12 protein-coding genes are annotated in these 17,611 nt (G+C 38.9%); 10 read left to right on the forward strand and 2 right to left on the reverse strand.

Annotated elements, in window-relative coordinates; genetic code table 11:
* The first annotated feature begins 41 nt into the window (after nucleotides 1–41).
* On the forward strand, nucleotides 42–1,742 hold the full coding sequence (locus LHV68_01040) for a M6 family metalloprotease domain-containing protein (GenBank protein MCB4790452.1): 1,701 nt from the start codon (nucleotides 42–44) through the stop codon (nucleotides 1,740–1,742).
* Nucleotides 1,743–1,784: 42 nt separating this feature from the next.
* Here LHV68_01040 and LHV68_01045 read toward each other — a convergent pair whose 3' ends face one another.
* Together LHV68_01045 and LHV68_01050 are read right to left on the reverse strand one after the other, a co-directional pair.
* The gene (locus LHV68_01045) at nucleotides 1,785–2,864 is read right to left on the reverse strand and encodes an LptF/LptG family permease (GenBank protein ID MCB4790453.1); all 1,080 of its coding nucleotides are present in this window, start codon (nucleotides 2,862–2,864) and stop codon (nucleotides 1,785–1,787) included.
* Nucleotides 2,865–2,873: 9 nt separating this feature from the next.
* Nucleotides 2,874–3,971, reverse strand: a complete 1,098-nt coding sequence (locus tag LHV68_01050) for an LptF/LptG family permease (GenBank protein MCB4790454.1) — start codon at nucleotides 3,969–3,971, stop codon at nucleotides 2,874–2,876.
* Nucleotides 3,972–4,170: 199 nt separating this feature from the next.
* Here LHV68_01050 and LHV68_01055 point away from each other — a divergent pair, with 199 nt between their 5' ends.
* The 9 genes from LHV68_01055 to LHV68_01095 all read left to right on the forward strand — a co-directional run bounded on the left by LHV68_01055 (nucleotide 4,171) and on the right by LHV68_01095 (nucleotide 17,582).
* Entirely contained in the window at nucleotides 4,171–9,600 is a 5,430-nt protein-coding gene (locus LHV68_01055) for a hypothetical protein (GenBank protein MCB4790455.1), read from the forward strand.
* Nucleotides 9,601–9,682: 82 nt separating this feature from the next.
* Nucleotides 9,683–10,396, forward strand: a complete 714-nt coding sequence (locus LHV68_01060; GenBank protein MCB4790456.1) for a ComF family protein — start codon at nucleotides 9,683–9,685, stop codon at nucleotides 10,394–10,396.
* Nucleotides 10,397–10,463: 67 nt separating this feature from the next.
* Complete coding sequence (locus tag LHV68_01065; GenBank protein MCB4790457.1) at nucleotides 10,464–12,257, forward strand: HEAT repeat domain-containing protein; 1,794 nt, start codon at nucleotides 10,464–10,466, stop codon at nucleotides 12,255–12,257.
* Between the two features lie 56 nt (nucleotides 12,258–12,313).
* Entirely contained in the window at nucleotides 12,314–12,922 is a 609-nt protein-coding gene (locus tag LHV68_01070; protein MCB4790458.1) for a phosphatidylserine decarboxylase family protein, read from the forward strand.
* A gap of 27 nt (nucleotides 12,923–12,949) precedes the next feature.
* Nucleotides 12,950–13,762: a CDP-diacylglycerol--serine O-phosphatidyltransferase gene (gene pssA / locus LHV68_01075; protein ID MCB4790459.1), complete on the forward strand. Its 813-nt coding sequence runs from the start codon at nucleotides 12,950–12,952 to the stop codon at nucleotides 13,760–13,762.
* A 105-nt stretch (nucleotides 13,763–13,867) separates the two neighbouring features.
* Nucleotides 13,868–15,415, forward strand: a complete 1,548-nt coding sequence (locus LHV68_01080; protein ID MCB4790460.1) for a 2-isopropylmalate synthase — start codon at nucleotides 13,868–13,870, stop codon at nucleotides 15,413–15,415.
* Nucleotides 15,416–15,446: 31 nt separating this feature from the next.
* A complete protein-coding gene (gene leuC / locus LHV68_01085; protein MCB4790461.1) occupies nucleotides 15,447–16,706 on the forward strand; it encodes a 3-isopropylmalate dehydratase large subunit in 1,260 nt (419 codons plus the stop codon).
* 16 nt (nucleotides 16,707–16,722) lie between these two features.
* Nucleotides 16,723–17,229: a 3-isopropylmalate dehydratase small subunit gene (gene leuD, locus LHV68_01090; GenBank protein MCB4790462.1), complete on the forward strand. Its 507-nt coding sequence runs from the start codon at nucleotides 16,723–16,725 to the stop codon at nucleotides 17,227–17,229.
* Nucleotides 17,190–17,582, forward strand: coding sequence for a PilZ domain-containing protein (locus LHV68_01095; protein MCB4790463.1), 393 nt, complete (start codon nucleotides 17,190–17,192; stop codon nucleotides 17,580–17,582). The genes leuD and LHV68_01095 overlap by 40 nt, the downstream gene beginning before the upstream one ends.
* The last annotated feature ends 29 nt before the right edge of the window (nucleotides 17,583–17,611 follow it).

Consider the following 17,611-nt stretch of genomic DNA (forward strand, 5'->3'; position numbering starts at 1 on the left):
GTGATTGTTTCTTGGTTATTGTTATTTTTAGAAGCTAAATCATGAAAAATAGAATATGGTCTATCGTTTTATCTTGCTGGTTTCTTTTAATATTCAAATTGCCGCTTTTTGCAGTTATACATATTAATGGTACAGACACTGGCCCAAAGGAATATACAAGACCGGCAAAGAAATATGATGAACAAACCTTAATAAAAATGGGTTATGCTCCCGAAAAGGTCATGGGGGTAGTAGCGCCTGCAACCGGGACTAAAAAAATTGCAGTAATACTCGTACAATTTACAATAAGCGGTTCTAATACTTCCGGACAAAATACCTTAACTTCCGGCGATATTGTAGGTTTTAATAACACCCTGGACTATTTGAAGAATTTTTATAATGAAGCCTCTTGCGGAAAATTAGTGCTTGATATAACGTATTTCTATAATAATGGGACGGCATCTGTTTTAACAGGGAATGAAACTCCGTACAAGCTTAGCAGTTCGATGGCCAGCTATGGTGCTGATACAGAAGCCAGCCTTAGCCAGCTTATTCTGGATAGCTTAAACATGGTAAATCCGTCTGCCCTTAATTCTTCGCTCTATGACGCTGTAATTGTCGCACATGCAGGTTACGGCAATGAATCTACCTCAAATGCAGGAGATATCTGGTCTGCTGCTGTAGGGCCGTTTATAAACTCATCTGGTAATCAGGTGTCAGCAAACGGTTTTACGGATGGCACGAATATACCTGCAAGAGAAAGCAATGCAAGCCCGATAGGTGTAACCTGTCATGAATTTGGCCATATACTGGGCCTTTTTGACCTCTACTCAACAACTGATTCTAGAAGCAGGGTAGGTAAATGGTGCCTGATGGATTACGGCCCATGGGTAAATAACGGTTATACACCTACGCATCCAAGCGTGTGGTGCAAAAAATATCTGGGTTGGGTTAATCCAATCAAAATCACTAATGATGAGACAATTTCAGCTATCCTTCCGGTACAGATTTCATCAACTACATCTTATCAGGTTCCGATACTTGGAAGCACACAGGAATATTTTCTAATATGCCATTCAACTGCATCAACTTATGACCCTAATACCCCGGGCGGGGGTATAATGATCATGCATATAGACGAAGGAATAATTGACGGAAGTTCATTTATCGACAGGATGGCAAATAATTCTCTTAATAATTATTCCCATAATACAGTAGGTATCGAACCGGCAGGCAATAGTGATCCAAGTAATCCTCCTTATGGAAATCCAAATGATCTTTGGCCGGGCATAAAAAAAACGTTCGCTTCTCCAGATTCTGATTCATATTCGGGCAAAGTATCAAATATCACAATATCAAATATCTCGTTCTCAGGAAATAAAGCAGGTTTTGTAACGACGAACCTTTCCATGACAGATGTTGCGAGCATCCAAAGCATCGTAAATTACCCAAACCCTTGTGGCCAGGGATATTTCCATCCAAGGAAAAATACAGGTGTAATCACTACTTTTGCCTTAAAACTATCAAAGGTTACAGATAATATAGGCTTATCCATATATAACCTGGCAGGCGAAAAAATTATAGATGTAGCGGGCAATAATTTTCAATTTAAGGTCACTCAATCATCGGATTATAAAATAGTTTATGAATATGACTGGAATGGAAAAAATCAGAATTTCGAAAATGTAGCGCCTGGTATTTATTTCTATAAATTCAATGTGGGAAATGAAACAAAAACCGGTAAAATGGCGGTCGCAAGATAAGGCATAACTAAATAAATCCAAACCGAAAAAATCCAAAATATTTTACTTCTTAACTTTAATTAGCAAAATAATCCCTATGAACCCAAATACGATATTCCCAAGCCACGCAGCTAATATTGGGGATACAACCTTATTCTCTCCCAAAGACTGCCCGATAGCTTGTACTGCCCAATAGAAAGAAGCAAAGATCAATGCAAAAGTAAAACTCAGTATCTTTCCGTGTTTACTTCCGAAGCTTAAAGCAAACGGGATACCTAAGAACATAACGATAAGGTGGCTTAAAGGTAAAGCCCATCTTAAATGCATAAGAATGACTTCCTTTTCAACAGGGATCCCGATGTTTTTTAAGCGGCTTATGTATTTTTTCTGTTCTTTAAAAGACATCTGCTCTGGACGTTTGCCGACATGAATGAAGTCCTCTGGTGTAAAAGGCAAGCCAATGATTTTTTTTGCAAAATATGCCTCGCTGAAACGATTGCCGTTAAAAATACGCTCTACTCCATTTTCCATATGCCAGTTCTTCCCGTCAAAACTTCCTTGAGGAGAAACTAACTGTGAAACTAATACAAAATCTTTGTTGTAATAATCTATAACGATATTTTCTACCCTGCCCAAATTGGCATTTAAATAACCTATGGTCATTCTGCCGTTCTCGGGTAAGGAAATTACAAGGTTGTGATGCTCGAACTGTGTTTCGATATTTTCTTTTTTTATCAAGGAAATTCTTATATATTCAGCCCTATTGGTAGTATAGGGTATTATCTTTTCTCTTAAAATAACATCTATTAAACCAATAACTATTCCGCAGATTATAAGTAATCCGATTATGCGCCATAGATTTATACCGGCTGCTTTTATTGCGGTTATTTCGCCGCTCCTAGCAAGCCCTCCTAATGAAAACAGGACCGCCAAGAGTACTGCTACGGGAAGTACTTGAATTATCCACCAAGGCAGGTTAAGAAACAAATATTCAAAAACGTAAACGAATGAAGCCTTTTTTTCAAGGTAAAAATTCAATTCCCTGAAGAATTCCGACAATAAAACCAGCCCGCCAAACACAACAGAGCTGAAGAGCAGGGGCTTAAGGAATTCTTTGACTAAATAACGTGTGATTATATTCATCTTCTAAGACTATTTTTTCAACATATTATGCCAGAGCCAGCCTCCTAATACCAAAGAAATAATGTTTGGCATACACAACATTATTGCTGGCGGTACGTAACCCTTTTCTGCTATATTTAGACCTGTTATTAATAGCATGTAATAACTAAAAAGTATCAATAAGCTGAACCCAAAACTAATGGATTTTCCGCCTTTCTCAAGGATAATGCCTAAAGGCATGCCTAGGCCGGCAAAAATAAAAGGCGCAAAGGCTAATGTTAATCTCATCCAGTATTCGGTTTCTAAAAAATGGATCGGCAAATTCTTTTGTTTAAAATTCTTAATTTCTTCTAAAATTGCCTTCCCTTTCATTTCCTTTAAGGATTGGCTAAAGGGCATGGTTTTTTCTGTGATAGGTATAGTAAACATGTAATTTGAAAATTTCATATGGACCAGGTTCTCGGGGCGGACAGGGTTGGGTTTTTGCCAATAGCCGTCTTTAAGGTTGAATACTATTTCTGAGGGTGTCACAGAAACATATGAAGTTTGAGCTCCTATGCGCCAGAACGATGAAGCGTCATCTTTTGTGTTCGAAAACTTATAGATATTTATGCCTTTTATAAGGTTATTCTTTTTATCGACTTTGTTAACGTAGACCTTGTACTCGTCTATATTTATTATAGCTTTTTCTTCGAATTTGATTAATGGTTTTTGTTCAATGATCTCTTTATAGATCTTTCTAAATTTATTGTGAGTAAGAGGGGCGATATTCTGGTTAAAGTACACTAAAAAAATACTCAAAGAAAGTATCAACAATAAAACTGGGGAAGTAAAATCCCAATATTTAAACCCTGTTGAGCGAAGGGCTGTTATTTCATTGTCTTCAGAAAGCCTGCCATAGGATAAGAGGATCCCAAACAAAACAGCCATGGGTATTGTTAACGTTAAGATATTGGGCAAAACCAGAATAAAAAGTTTTAAAACAGTCAAAGAGGGTATCCCCTTTGACAAAAGCAGGTTTACAAGTTGAAATACCTGATCTATTAATAAGATGCAGGAAAACACCAAAAGGCCAAAAATAAATGATTCGACAAACTCTTTTAAAATATATTTATATATTATTTTCATATTTAATTTTCAATTATTTATCTCTATACGATATATAACCTGCGAGATTTTCTATTATAGCAAAAATTCTGGTAAAATCAAATAAAATTAGCTATAATAATTAAAAATTTGCTGACAAAACCAAAATGTTTTAATTTACTGCTTTTTTGCAGTTTATCATAATTTATTGTTTAAAATCTTTATTATTTTAAATTAATCAATGAAAAAACGCATTATATTATCACTGTTTATTTTATTTTCCCAAATGGCGGTAATCCAATCATTGCATGCTCAAAATATTCTAAACACAAAAAAGAAGTTTTCTATTTTGCAGGACAATAAAGAAATATTGCTTTCAATCTCAACATCTCCGGCAAAAAGTACTCAAACTTACCAGACTAAAACCTCGACTTCACAGGCAAATAACGTCACAATATCTTCCCAGACAGCGAGTATAACACCTACTGAACAAGCCGGCAAGGAATTATTAAATTTTCTTGAACAGAAGAAAATATTATTTTACAGTAAAGAAAGATGGCTTAAAATGCGCGAGCGTATTGAAGGAACCGGAGAATACCAGCCAGGAGGGGTAAGTGTAAGTACAGCTCCAAAGGCTGCGCCTGCACCATTGCCGCCCGGTCTGACTGTCGAACTCCCGTATGAATCCCAGCTTTCAATAACAGGCAGGAAGACCATAGGTGTGGCAGTAAAAGCGACTATATATGAAAAACCGGATCCTATAAAAAGGATTTCTTCTTCATCAATTGATATGAACCAGGAGTTACAGGTCAGGATCAAAGGCCGCGTGGGAAGAAAAATAAATGTCAACGTTGACTTTGACGATACAAGTGCAGACAAAAGAGATATATCCGTAGTATACAAAGGCGACCCGAAAGAATTTGTCCAGGAAGCTGCCTTCGGGGATATATCAATGTCTCTTCCTTCTACGGAATTCGTAGGGTATTCACGCCAGCTTTTTGGCATAAAACTGCTTACAAAATATAAAAGCTGGAATTCCTGGAATTTCTTCAGCCGCACAAAGGGAGATTCTGAGGTGAAAAGATTTACAGGAAATACACAGCTTGTAAGGCAGAGCATAGCCGATACTTCTTACATACCCTTTAAATACTACCTCATAAAATTCGGAGATGATAAAATAAAAAACGGAACTGTGAAAGTCTACAGGGACGACCGTATCGCAAGCAACAATAATATAAATACATCGACTAATACGGTAGTAGAAACCAAAATAGACTCGCTGACAACCATAAACCAAACTTACACGGGTGATTTTGACCTGCTCGTTGCCGGCCAGGATTATACGATAGATTACGACAGGGGCATAGTGATCTTTAGAAATTCTCTGCCGTCAAACCATGTGGTCGCAGTAGATTATCAAAGGCAAGGAGATGGTTCTTTCTTGAGGGATGATGACGGAAGACTTAAGATAGTAAAGGACGAATCAAATACGAACGGCATTACAAGAGAATTAAAAACGTTTTATAATTTAGGAAATGTTAAAATAATCCGGGACGATAGCCGCGGTAACTTTATTCTTAAAGTGCAGGACTTAAACGGAGATATTCCTAAAGCGATAGAAGGCGGGAAAAAAGTACCTTTATATTCAACGGTTTCAAACTCCGATATAACAGTAGATTTTGAAAGCGGAGTCTTCTTCTTTGAACCTCCGGACCAAAAGCCTTTCCATAATGAATTGTATACGACAGCTAAACATCTATATAATATTTTTGTAGAGTACCGCTACCGGGTAAAGATAATAAGCCTCGGCAGGTTCGGGATCGTTCCCCAATCAGAGCGTATAACGATGGACGGCAAAGTCATAGTCAGGGATGCAGATTACTATATCGACTATGACGCCGGCATAGTTACCTTGTTCAATGAAGAAAAAATAAATGAAAGTACAGTTATAGAAATTTCGTATGATTACGCGCCGTTTGGAACTGCCGGCGGATCAACTTTAGTAGGGACAAGGTCTGAACTCTCCTTAACAAAGAACATTTTTGTCGGCGGTACATTCATTTATAATTTTGCGGCCAATACCGTAAAGCTGCCGGATATACGTACAACCCCTACGTCTTTAATGGTCTGGGAATCTGATTCAAGGATAAAGGACATTAAACTCCCCTTTACGCCCATGAAACTCTCTATAGGCGGGGAATATGCTCAAAGTAAGAATAATCCGAATACCATGGATAAAGCAGTAATCGAATCAATGGAAAGCATAAAACTTGAGGATTCTGTTTCATTATTTAACGAGTCCTGGAAACCCGGGAGTAACCCGGACGGATCAAAGTATTACTTAAATGACATAACCTGGGGCAGTGCTATGATATCAAAAAGGGATATTAACACGAGCCTTGACCAAAATAACCAGGAAAAGCAGCAAGTTCTTGTAATTGACTATTCCCTAGACCCGCTCCGTCAAACAGAACTGTCGATCGTACAACCGATATCCAATGTCGGTGTGGATTATTCTAAAAAGCTTTTTCTTGAGACCTGGATTCTGGGTGACGCAAAGGGCGAAGAATTGCTCATTTCATACGGATCTTTTAACGAAAGGGTTGATAGCGATGTAAATACTCTGCCAAAGACAGAAGATAAAAATCAAGATGGTACCCTTGGTACTGGAGAAGATATAGGATGGTTTTTTATAAATCCTGACGGGAAAAAGGAAACGGTAAATATAAAGGCAAAACTCGATACTGAAGACTTAGATGGCGACGGTGTCCTAAAGACTGCTGATACTATAGCTTCACCCGGGCCGTTTGGCCTGGGACAGGGAAAACAGTTGATAGATAATAACGGTGTAGCTTATTCAGCTGTTACCTGGTCAGGATGGAAATATTTTAAGGTACCGTTAAATATAACCAATTTTGATGACTGGAAAGGCATTAAGCAGGTAAGGATTACTTTGCGCAACAGTGGAGCTGGAACAAAAGCCGGGCATATAGAAATAGGGAACATATCCTTGATAAGCAACAGGTGGGAGATTTCAGGAAATACGGTTGCAGGCAGCACTATTGCTATATCTGCAATAAACAATGAAGAAAATCCGGACTATGCATCCTTAAGGACATACCCTGATTACCAGAGCCTTTATGATATGCAAAGCACCGATTCTCTTACAGCAAGGGAACAGGCCTTATCTGTAAGATACAACGTGTATAAAGCAACTACAGCCGAGCTCGGTACCAGGCTCCTATTCGGAAGAGCCTATGACCTGTCTAACTACAAATATTTTAAATTCTTTGTATACAATAAGAATGCCGACGGTGATACTATTTTTCTACAGGTAGGCAATGACACGAACTATTTCGAGTACTCTGTTCCGGTAAACTGGGCCGGGTGGAAATTAATAACTATCCAGCAAGCAGATATAAACGGTGATAATAAACCTGAGAAATGGCTTGCTGACGCAACACCCGGAGCAAAAACAAAAATCACCGGTAACCCAAATTTGCTTAACATAAGCCAGCTGAGGGTCGGGGTAAGAGCCAAGGGCCCTGACAAATCAGGTGAGGTTTGGTTCAATGAGATACATGTCAGCGAAGCGTGGAAAAAAGAAGGGAATGCCTGGCGTTTGAATACCGACCTTGACTGGCCTGGCTGGATATCTATGGGGGGGAAAAGAAAGTCAATAGATAGAAGTTTTCAAACTTTTTCTGCGGATGTTTATAACCGGGATTATCTGGAAGATTCGGGATATTTTAATCTTGTAAGAATCCCGTTTCTGCCTATCAATACAAACCTTACCAAAACAAGAACGATTACACCTGCGGTCGCTCAAAATCAGCCCGGGGACCTTGTATCTATACTTCAAGAAGGACGGGTAATAAGTTATACGGGTTCTGCTTCTGCCAATCCAAACCTTCAACTGTTCTTTTCACCGGTAACCAAATATATTCCTGTTATGCGAAAGCTCATTCCGACTATAGGGGGTTCATACTCCAGGTCTATAACCGATTCAAACCAGATAAAAAGGCTTGAGGACAAAGATACCTTAAGCGGGAATTTAAGTTATGAATTTCCTCTTAAATTCGATAATTTTATGCCCTTTAAAACCGGGCTTAACATTTTTCCGGGCAACATTTCCGGAAATTATAGTGTAACAAATTCTTTCTTTAAGGTCTATCCTTCGACAAGTATCACTGACAGTGATAGCTTTCTTAGCCTTGATACTTTAAACAAGTATCTGGAGATCTCTAATTATAGTACATTGGAAATAACCGAAGCCTGGAGGGCAAATGCGCCTTTCCAGTTCTGGAAAAACTTTACATTTTCTCCCAGCTACAGTTTGTCTAAGGTAAAGGCAAAAGATAAAGCCTTTGACTCTTCTCATGAACAATATCCAAAAGCTGCAAGCCAGAATGTAGCCGCGAGTTCAAGCTTAAGGATATTTTCCTGGCTCAATCCGGCATTTTCATATAATATTACTACCAATGAAAACTATAATTTATATTATAGTACGGTAAACCCGTTTAAAATAATTTATCCTTCTCAAACAAAATATATAGACAGGAACAGTAATGCGGAAGTTAGCTGGAATTTTCAGGTTAAAGATGTGGTTAAGACAAAATATTTCGAGTCTTTGGGGTTTGCAGCTTCCTATAAGCAATTTGATAATGATATATATGAAAATGTTGAGAGTTCTTATAGCGTAATAGGGATCTTTGACAGCAAAAGATTATGGATACGCGAAAATCTGCTCAAACCTTTAAACCCGGGCAATACTACATTTTACAGAATAAAATCCATAACGAAAAGAGATGACAGACGGCTCTCCGGTAATTACAAACCGTTTGAGGCTTTTCCAATCACCGGCAGGTTTTCTCCGTTCAAAACCTTATCTACAAACTTTACGTACACGGACAGCCTTCAAAACACATACACTACGGGGACTCAACAAGATGTGTTGACTGTGCTTTGGCCGGACCTTAACATAGGGCTTAACAAATGGGAAAAGTTAGTCTGGCTTGAGAGATGGCTTGATGATTCAAGTTTAAACCTGCGCCACCAAAAAAAATATTCTACTACTTCAAGCGTTTCTCAAAACAATACCCTGACCTATGGAAGTGACATAAGGTTCCGTTTAAAGAAAAGACTCGAATTAAGTTTGGGAGGAAATTACTCTAACACTAAAGACGAAGACCTTACAAAAATAGTCCCTATAGTTACTAATAAGGGCGACAACACGTCCTTGTATACCCAGACAGGTTTTAATATAAAAGTCTGGCGTTTTACAGTAAGGTATGATTATGCCAAAAACTTTGGTGAAGACGGGGCAGGCAAGATAACCGCAGACCTGATAACTCATGCCGGTACAGTACAAACAAATGCAGATATGTCGTTTCCTCACGGCCTTCCGCTGCCGTTTACTAAGAGGACCCTGCCTTTAACTAACAGGCTGATATTTAGTTCAAATTTAAAATATATCAGCAAAATCTCCTCGATTAATATCGGAACAGACAATACAGACCAGTACAGCCTGAGCTCTACAGGTGATTATGAAATATCACAAAACTTCAGGGCAGCCTTAGGTTTTGGTTATAGCTACCTTATGAACAGGAGTGATTCCGACCAGAATTTTCATGCTCTTGAAGCCTCAGCTAAATTAACGATACAATTCTAAAAATTACATACAGTATAAATCCCAATAACAAATCGAATGAGTTAATTTGGGAATTTGACATTAGCTTGTTGGGATTTAACCTATGCCGTCTCTACAGCAACATATAATTAATTTATTTTTCCCGGTCACATGTATTCAATGCGGTTCGGATCTGGCAGCTGATGATAACCTGAGAGTCTGTTCGGATTGCTGGCGAAACATAAAACAAATAGGGGATATATATTGCCAAAAGTGCGGCTCCTATCTGCCCGATGGGGGGGCTTTGTGCTATACTTGCAAAAAAAACCCAAAATATTACTTTGAGTACCTGCGCGCTTACGGCATGTATGACGGTGTTTTAAGGGATTTAATACACAAGTTTAAATATAAGAACAGGGATTACCTTTCAAGGTTCCTAGGCAAACTTCTTAAAGACACGATACAAAAGCATAAAGAGCTCATAGATGTAGATTATATTATCCCAGTCCCGATGCACTGGTTTAAGAAATTATTAAGAGGTTATAATCAGACAGAACTTCTTGCATTGAATATCTCTAAGTATTATGGAAAGGCCGTATTAAATAATTCGCTTATAAGGACAAAATATACAAATTCACAGATAAAGCTGAAAAAAGAGGAAAGGATGGGAAACATAAAAGGCTGTTTTTCCGTTAAGTACAGAGAAACCCTTAAAAATAAAAGAGTTTTATTGGTTGATGATGTTTGCACGACGGGAGCCACAATAAATGAATGTTCTAAAGCCTTGAAAAAAGCAGGCGCAAGCAAAATTTATGCTGTAGCTGTAGCGCGGGATTAGTTTAGTTCAATGGGCGCAGGGAAAGTTGTAAAGAACTTACTAATTTTGTAAAATTCACTAATAAATTATGAATATAAAAAAAATAAAACTATTTATAAATATAGGGTTGTTATTGGGTGGCAGTATTTTCTTATGCTCTGGATGCAGTTCTCTTGAGAGGAGTTTGATCTCCGGGGATGACAACATAAGGCAGTCTGCTTTGGATAAATTAACCATTCTTGAGCCTTACCAAAAGGCTAAGCTTGTTAATCCTCTTTTACAAGACCTTGATAGCAGCTATTGGGAAGTAAGGGCAAGGGCTGCGGAGGCTTTAGGTTCGATCACGGATAAAAAAGTACTTGAGGCGCTAGTAAAAGCATTGAAAGATGACGATAAGGAAGTTAGGGTCAAGGCTGCGCAATCTCTGGGAAAATTAAGGGATCCCAATTCGATAGCTCCATTAATTGAAGCTACAAACGATAAAGAATATGATGTCAGAAAAAGTGCCGTGATAGCTTTGGGTATAATAGGGACATGCGCATCAGGAGATGAGGAAGTACTCGATGCACTTATAAAAATTTTGAAGGATGTTAATAATGATTTAAAAATAGATGCATTATGGTCAATTGTGTGTTTTGGCGAAAAGGCCATAGAGCCTCTTTTCGGGCTTCTAAAAGACGAAAACTTCTATATTAGATGGACAGTTGAAGCAGGCTTGGTGAATATAGGGGCAACAGCTGCAAAATATTTGGACGAAGTATTTCCAAACCAGGAATGGTTTGTAAAATGGCGGATAGTAAAAATGCTTGGTTTGATAAAAGGCAAGGAAAGCAATAAAGCCCTGGAATATTCACTAGGAAGTAATGAAGATGTAAAGTTCAAAGCTACCGAAGCTCTTGGGCTAAAAAACAACCCGGATATGGTTCAACCATTATTAAAATATCTTAAAGATAAGGATCCCAATATCAGGATGAGGGTAATCGAGTATCTTGGGTTTTCTGAAAATAAAAACGTTATAAAGGATATACTGCCTTTCATTAAAGATGGAGATAAAAATATCAAAGAAGAAGCTTTAGCATCTATTGATCTGCTGGGATATAAGCCGGACACGTTGGAAGATAAAATTACTTATTTTGTTTCAAAGAAGAAGTGGCCTGAGCTGAACGGTCTTGGAACCAAAACGGTTAAGAAGTTGATAGAAATGCTGTATAATACAACAAACGATGATATAAAAGCCATGTTCATTGAAGCACTCGGTGAAATGAAATACAGGGCCGTATTCAGGCCCGTTTTGTCGAATGCGCGCAGTGTAAATCCCAAGGTGCGCTTGGCAGTACTTGAAGCTTTGACGAAAATCCAGGATGTTGATATCATTGATGAAGTAATAAGTGCGTTACACGATGAAGATGAAGGTGTTGTAATAAAAGCTATACAAATTTTAGCAAAAAAGAAGGACCAAAGAGCGATCAAATCCTTAGTAAAAATACTTGCTTCCGAAAGCGTCAGGGTACGGGATGAGTTGATAACCGCACTTGTAAGTTTTGGCAAACCGGCTATAAATGCCGTTATTTCAAGATTGAGAGATAATAATAGTGCAAGAGATGCTGCTATCAAGATACTTGAAAATATGACTTTTATTGAAGCCAAGGCAGGCCTTGATAATTACTGGCATCAAAAGCAGGTCAAACTAAAAATAGAAAAAGAGAAATCAAGAAAAAAACCGAAAGTAAATAAAAAGGATGAATCGGAGGATAAACAAGGATCAGCCGTGACAAATGGTCAAAAAGATGATAATAATAAAGTACAGGAAAATCAAACGCAAAAAAGCAATGAAGATGAAAAAAAGACCGATGCGAAAAAAGGCGGCGAAAACAACAAATAGAATCAGAAAAAACAAATATTTTGACAAAAAGGTCAGATTTTAATAAAATATCCAACATGTCTATAGCTAAAGCAGGTTTTCCATTTATAATAATTCCATTGATAATAGGAGTAATTTTATTGTTCCTTGGGGGGGGCTGGAAATATCCCGGGGCATTCTTTATTTTGCTTTGTTTCTTTTGCTGTTATTTCTTTCGTGATCCTAAAAGGAACGTCCCACATGACGAAAAACTTGTAATTTCACCGGCAGACGGAAGGATAATGGAAATTATTAAAGAAGGTGACACCAATGTCATAAGGATATTCTTATCGGTATTTAATGTGCATTTACAGCGTTCTCCAGTATCAGGCAAAGTTGTGTCAATGGATTATAAGCCGGGTAAATTCCTTCCGGCCATGGATAAAGCAGCACACATGGAAAATGAGCAGAACATAATTAAAATAAGGAACGCAAACGGCGAGTATACAGTAAAACAGATAGCCGGGATACTTGCAAGAAGGGTCGTATCTTGGGTAAAAAAGAACGATGAACTAAAAATGGGCCAGCAAATAGGATTAATAAAATTCGGTTCTCAAGTCGATATATCCATACCTGTATCTGCACGGATTAAGGTCAAAGAAGGCGATAAAGTAACAGGCGGCGAAACTGTCCTATCAGAATTATAAATATTTTATCTAGAAACGGGAAAATAAATGTTACGAGGGATTTACATTTTACCAAGTTTAATAACTACAGGCAATCTTGCCGCAGGTTTTGTTTCAATGCTTTATTCAATAAATATGCAATTTACCCATGCTGCCTGGTGTATAATTATTGCCATAGGATTTGACATGCTTGACGGCCGTGTGGCAAGGCTGACGAAGTCTACAAGCCGTTTTGGCGTAGAACTTGATTCGTTAGCTGATCTGGTTTCTTTCGGTGTTGCTCCTTCGGTACTTATTTATCAGATGGTTTTACAGACTATGCATAAACCGGGGATAGCAATTGCGCTGTTTTTTGTTATTGCAAGCGCACTTCGTTTGGCAAAATTCAACGTAAAAGCGCAGGAAGGGGAAAGCTCAAGTGATTTTTCGGGACTGCCTACTCCTGCTGCTGCAGGGATCATTGCCTCTTTCGTTTTAAGTTATGAATTATTTGAACAAGGAGAGGAAATTACCGTTAGGACAATCCCGATCTTAATGAAAAGAATGCCGTTCTTTTTTAAGACTTTACCTTTGCTTATGATCCTGGTTTCATTTTTAATGATATCAAATGTGCCGTATTTTGGGTTTAAGAAATTCAGGTTTAACCGGCCAAAATCCCTTCAGTTTCTGATATTAATAGTTATAAGTATTTTATTGATAATCACTTATCCTCAAAATTCTATTTTTATTATATTTATGCTGTATTTCCTATCCGGGGTCTTCTTGTATATATTGAGATATTGGCGATTGCAAAGGTCTCTCAAACTATCTTTACGACTTAAAAAACCAGAAAGAGATACGTTAAAGAATGTTGATGAGTAAACAAGAACTTTGACGGCAGCAAACCTGAAAAATAATCTTGAAAATTCAAATGATTCCGCCTACCTCACCGGCAGGCTCGCTGAGGAGGCGAGGAGGACAAATTAAATGAAAAATAAAAAAATAATATTTTTTGACACTACGTTAAGGGACGGCGAACAATCGCCCGGTGCCAGTATGAACATTAAGGAGAAAATCGAGGTGGCACGCCAGCTGGAGCGGTTGGGGGTAGATATAATCGAAGCCGGTTTCCCGATCTCAAGCCCGGGAGATTTTGAATCAGTTAAGCTTGTTGCAAAAGAAATAAAAGGCCCCGCCATAGCGGGATTGTGCAGGGCAAACACTAAAGATATCAATACCTGCTGGAATGCAGTCAAATACTCAAAAAAACCCAGGATCCATATTTTCCTTTCAACTTCCGATTTACATATAAAACGCAAGCTTCAGAAGACTCGTGAAGAAGTATTTGATATGGCGGTAAATTCTGTGCGTTATGCAAAAAAATATTGCGAAGACATAGAGTTTTCTGCAGAAGATGCTTCGCGTTCGGATTTTGACTATTTGGAAAGTGTTGTAGAAGCAGTGATAGATGCCGGGGCAACGACACTGAATATTCCTGATACCGTGGGCTATGCTATGCCGGAAGAATTCGGGAGAATGATAAATAAACTGCATTCGCGCGTCAGAAATATAGATAAAACGGTTTTGAGCATACACTGTCATAATGACCTTGGCCTTGCAGTTGCAAACTCCCTTGCTGCTATCCTGAACGGAGCAAGGCAGATCGAGTGCACTATTAACGGAATTGGAGAAAGAGCCGGCAATGCTTCTCTTGAAGAAGTTGTGATGGCATTAAAAACCAGAAAGAAATATTTCGGGTATGATTACGGAATTAATACAAGAGAATTATATAAATCAAGCAGGCTGGTATCGATGCTGACGGGGATATTAGTACAGCCGAACAAAGCCGTTGTCGGTTCAAATGCCTTTGCTCATGAAGCGGGCATTCATCAGGATGGCGTGATCAAAGAGCGCCTGACTTATGAAATTATGCGACCTCAGGATGTTGGCGTGCCGTCAAGCAAGCTGGTCCTTGGCAAGCACTCCGGACGGCATGCCCTGCTAAAAAGGCTTAAAGAACTGGGCTACGGTTTGGGCGCAGCAGAACTTGAGAAGGTCTATGAAAAATTTAAAGTCCTGACTGATAAAAAGAAAGTCGTGTTTGATGACGATATAGCCGCACTTGTTGAAGAAGGGATCAGGCAGCTGCCGGAAACCTATGCCTTGAATTATTTAAATACATCAAGCGGCACTGGTATAATCCCTACAGCTACTATAAGGATAGGAAAGATCGATAAGTTAAATAAAGGCAAAAGGATTATTATTCAGGAAGCTGCCTGCGGCGACGGGCCTGTAGATGCGGCCTATAAAGCCATAGACAAGATAGTTTCAATAAAGCCGAAGCTGATCGATTACTCTCTCAGAGCTATCTCCAGCGGAAAGGATGCACAGGGCGAGGTCAGCGTAAAGGTAGAATATAAAGACATAAGCTATTCAGGTCGCGGTACTTCAACAGATATAATTGAAGCAAGCGCGAAAGCTTATCTTAAGGCTATAAATAAAATAATGTCATCCACAAAAATCAATAGCATATGATAAATCTACATTTACCTAAAAGAGGATTAATATGAGTCAGACTATAGTTGAAAAGATATTAGCAAGGCATTGCGGTAAAAAAGAGGTTTTCCCAGGGGAGTTCATTGAACCTAATGTCGATGTTGCTCTGGGAAACGATGTAACCTCTCCGTTAGCGATAAAAGAGTTCAGAAAAGCCGGAGCCTCTGAAGTCTTTGATAAGGGAAAAGTAGTCCTTGTTATGGACCACTTTACTCCGAACAAAGATATTAAAAGTGCAGATCAGGTTAAATTCATAAGGGAGTTTGCAAAAGAACAAAACCTTAAGAATTATTTCGAAGGCGGGAACTGCGGAGTAGAGCATGCACTTTTGCCTGAAAAAGGCATAGTTCTGCCGGGTGATTTGGTTATCGGAGCTGATTCCCACACCTGCACTTACGGTGCACTTGGCGCTTTTGCCACAGGAGTTGGCTCGACGGACCTGGCAGCAGCAATGATAACCGGCAGGATATGGCTTAAGGTCCCATCCACAATAAAGTTTGTTTTTAACGGGAAACTGAATAAATGGGCCGGAGGAAAAGATCTTATCTTATTTGCTATAGGGATGATCGGTGTTGACGGCGCTCTTTATCAGGCAATGGAATTTACCGGCCCTGTTATCGAAAAATTGCCGATGTCCGACCGGTTTTCGATGTCGAATATGGCGATAGAAGCCGGGGCAAAATGCGGGCTTATAGCACCTGATAAGATAACTGTAGATTATGTCAGGGGCAGGGCAAAAAGAAAGTATAATATTTATAAAAGCGATCCTGACGCAAAGTATGCTAAAGTAATTGAGATCGATTGTTCAAAGATCGACCTGCAGGTTTCTCTGCCGTTTTTGCCTTCAAATGCCAAATCGGTTCATGCTCTGGACAAGATATATATAAATCAGGTTGTAATAGGCTCATGTACTAACGGCCGTATTGAAGATTTCAGGATAGCAGCAAAGATATTAAAAGGAAAAAAAGTAGACCTGGATGTGCGGTTATTGATCATCCCTGCTACGCCAAAGGTTTACGATCAAATACTTGAAGAGGGCTTGATAAAGCTTTTTAGAAATTCCGGCGCGATAATATCACCGCCTACCTGCGGGCCCTGCCTTGGCGGGCATATGGGTATTCTTGCCGAAGGCGAGAGGTGCGTCGCAACTACGAACCGTAATTTTGTAGGGCGTATGGGCCATCCAAAGTCTGAAGTTTATCTTGCAGGCCCGGCCGTTGCGGCAGCGAGTGCTATAAAAGGGTACATCGTTTCACCTGATAAAATATAAGGATAATAAAATGAAAATGATATTAAAAGGAAAGGCTCATAAATATGGGTCAAATGTCAATACGGATGAAATAATACCGGCCCGTTATTTAAATACTTCAGATGCAGATGAACTTGCAAAACATTGCATGGAAGATATTGATAAAGATTTCATGAAGAAAATGAATAAAGGCGATTTTATAGTGGCTGCCGATAACTTCGGCTGCGGCTCGTCCCGCGAGCATGCGCCGCTGGCAATAAAACAGGCCGGGATTTCTGCCGTAGTAGCAAAATCTTTTGCAAGGATATTTTTCAGGAACTCCATTAATATAGGCTTCCCTATCTTAGAATCGGCAGAAGCTGTTGATAATATACAAACCGGCGATGAATTGGAAGCCGACCTAGTTAGCGGAGAGATCAAGAATATAACAAGGAATCAAGTATATCATGCCCAGCCTTTTCCTGAATTTATGCAGGAGATAATCCAAAGAGGAGGCCTACTAGAGTGTATAAAGACTCAGATCCAGAAGATCAGGAACAAATGAAATCAGAGGCAAAGGAAAGGCGAAAGACTCAAAGGATAGAAGTTAAAAACATACCTGTGGAGATTTTCGATGCAGACGGCCTTACTATTTTAGGTGTCGGGCAAATCGCTAACCTTGGAATCAATTGTGCGGGGCTTTATAGCACGATAAATTTTGCAGTGAACACTAATTTTGCCATTCGTTTTATTTTAGAAGGCAGGTATGTGCTCAATATATATGCTACTGTTGCCCGGGTCGTTGAAAAAGAACGGAAAAAATATTACGGGATAAGATTTAATAAGGTAGATTTTTTGCAGGAAGAGAATCTCAAAGAGTTCCTCGAAAAAAAATTGCTGGAAAATAAAACAAGTTAGATATTTGTTTTACGAATAATTAGAAGGGA

The organism is Candidatus Liberimonas magnetica (assembly GCA_020523885.1).
Lineage (GTDB): Bacteria > Elusimicrobiota > Endomicrobiia > Endomicrobiales > JAFGIL01 > Liberimonas > Liberimonas magnetica.

What these genes read in the sequence shown, in the direction of transcription:
- LHV68_01055 (MCB4790455.1), top strand. Translation starts at nt 4,171, where the DNA reads ATGAAAAAACGCATTATATTATCACTGTTTATTTTATTTTCCCAAATG.
- leuC (MCB4790461.1), top strand. Translation starts at nt 15,447, where the DNA reads ATGAGTCAGACTATAGTTGAAAAGATATTAGCAAGGCATTGCGGTAAA.
- pssA (MCB4790459.1), top strand. Translation starts at nt 12,950, where the DNA reads ATGTTACGAGGGATTTACATTTTACCAAGTTTAATAACTACAGGCAAT.
- LHV68_01080 (MCB4790460.1), top strand. Translation starts at nt 13,868, where the DNA reads ATGAAAAATAAAAAAATAATATTTTTTGACACTACGTTAAGGGACGGC.
- LHV68_01070 (MCB4790458.1), top strand. Translation starts at nt 12,314, where the DNA reads ATGTCTATAGCTAAAGCAGGTTTTCCATTTATAATAATTCCATTGATA.
- LHV68_01045 (MCB4790453.1), bottom strand. Translation starts at nt 2,864, where the DNA reads ATGAATATAATCACACGTTATTTAGTCAAAGAATTCCTTAAGCCCCTG.
- leuD (MCB4790462.1), top strand. Translation starts at nt 16,723, where the DNA reads ATGATATTAAAAGGAAAGGCTCATAAATATGGGTCAAATGTCAATACG.
- LHV68_01065 (MCB4790457.1), top strand. Translation starts at nt 10,464, where the DNA reads ATGAATATAAAAAAAATAAAACTATTTATAAATATAGGGTTGTTATTG.
- LHV68_01060 (MCB4790456.1), top strand. Translation starts at nt 9,683, where the DNA reads ATGCCGTCTCTACAGCAACATATAATTAATTTATTTTTCCCGGTCACA.
- LHV68_01040 (MCB4790452.1), top strand. Translation starts at nt 42, where the DNA reads ATGAAAAATAGAATATGGTCTATCGTTTTATCTTGCTGGTTTCTTTTA.
- LHV68_01050 (MCB4790454.1), bottom strand. Translation starts at nt 3,971, where the DNA reads ATGAAAATAATATATAAATATATTTTAAAAGAGTTTGTCGAATCATTT.